Genomic DNA, 859 nt, shown 5'->3' with positions numbered 1-859 from the left:
TAAAACTTTCTTTTTGTGCCCTTAATCTTTGTGGCTTTAGTTTCTTCTTTTTTATTAAACACCACTTATTATTTAATATATTCTTCATCACACCCACCATCACTATTTATATCTGTCTTTGCTCTCCAACTAATTGGAAATTCTCCCTCTTCTTCCCAAATATCTTTACCTAGTAAACACTTCTGTTGCCAATTAACTTGCCACATAGTTATATCTGTTTGCATTAACTCAGCTCCCCAATAGTTTTGTTCTGTTACTGAACTTCTTTCTGTTGCATAGGTATTTTTTATTCCCCAATTACCATCTTTTATTAGCAATAATACTTTTTCTAAAAAACTTAAAGCTATGCTGTGCCTACTATTTGGAATTTTTATATCCTTTGTTATAAATACAAGTGATAAATCCATTGTTGCCTCTAACTGATTGGTATTTATATTTAGTGTTGGACTTATTCCTGCTAACCCAATTCTTAATGCTGGGGCAGAGCTTGTGAATTTTTTAATATCTTGCTCCCCATTAAAACCACCCCCGAATATTCCTACATCCATAAATTCTGGAATTACTTCCTTAATTTTGTTCTCTATTGCTTTTAAGAGAGTGTTAAAATAATCATTATTCATTTCTTAAGCCCTCTATATAGAGTTTTACTAGGTTGTTTATCTCTTTTTTATTCTCTGTACTTAATCCTAAGAAGGCTCTTTTAGGAATATTTCTACTTTTATCCCCATAATTATGAGTTGCTGAATATTCAACATTACTACCTACCTCAACTTGATTACCTTTTACTTGGTAATTAATACTTCCAAATAGTCTTTGAGTATTTCTTAGAATGTTTATACCTTTACCACTACGCTTATAT

General features: G+C 31.0%; 2 protein-coding genes. Both read right to left on the bottom strand.

Annotated elements, in window-relative coordinates:
* Positions 1 to 68: 68 nt before the first annotated feature.
* Positions 69 to 620, bottom strand: a complete 552-nt coding sequence (locus tag ACQCX0_RS02470; protein ID WP_462562583.1) for a hypothetical protein — start codon at positions 618 to 620, stop codon at positions 69 to 71.
* Positions 613 to 859: phage virion morphogenesis family protein (locus tag ACQCX0_RS02465; RefSeq protein WP_462562582.1), on the bottom strand; the 247-nt coding region annotated here is incomplete at its 5' end. The genes ACQCX0_RS02470 and ACQCX0_RS02465, both read right to left, overlap by 8 nt.

The sequence above is a fragment of the Candidatus Hepatincolaceae symbiont of Strigamia maritima genome (assembly GCF_055505085.1).
This window is presented reverse-complemented; position numbering and strand designations above follow the sequence as displayed.

What these genes read in the sequence shown, in the direction of transcription:
- ACQCX0_RS02470 (WP_462562583.1), bottom strand. Translation starts at nt 620, where the DNA reads ATGAATAATGATTATTTTAACACTCTCTTAAAAGCAATAGAGAACAAA.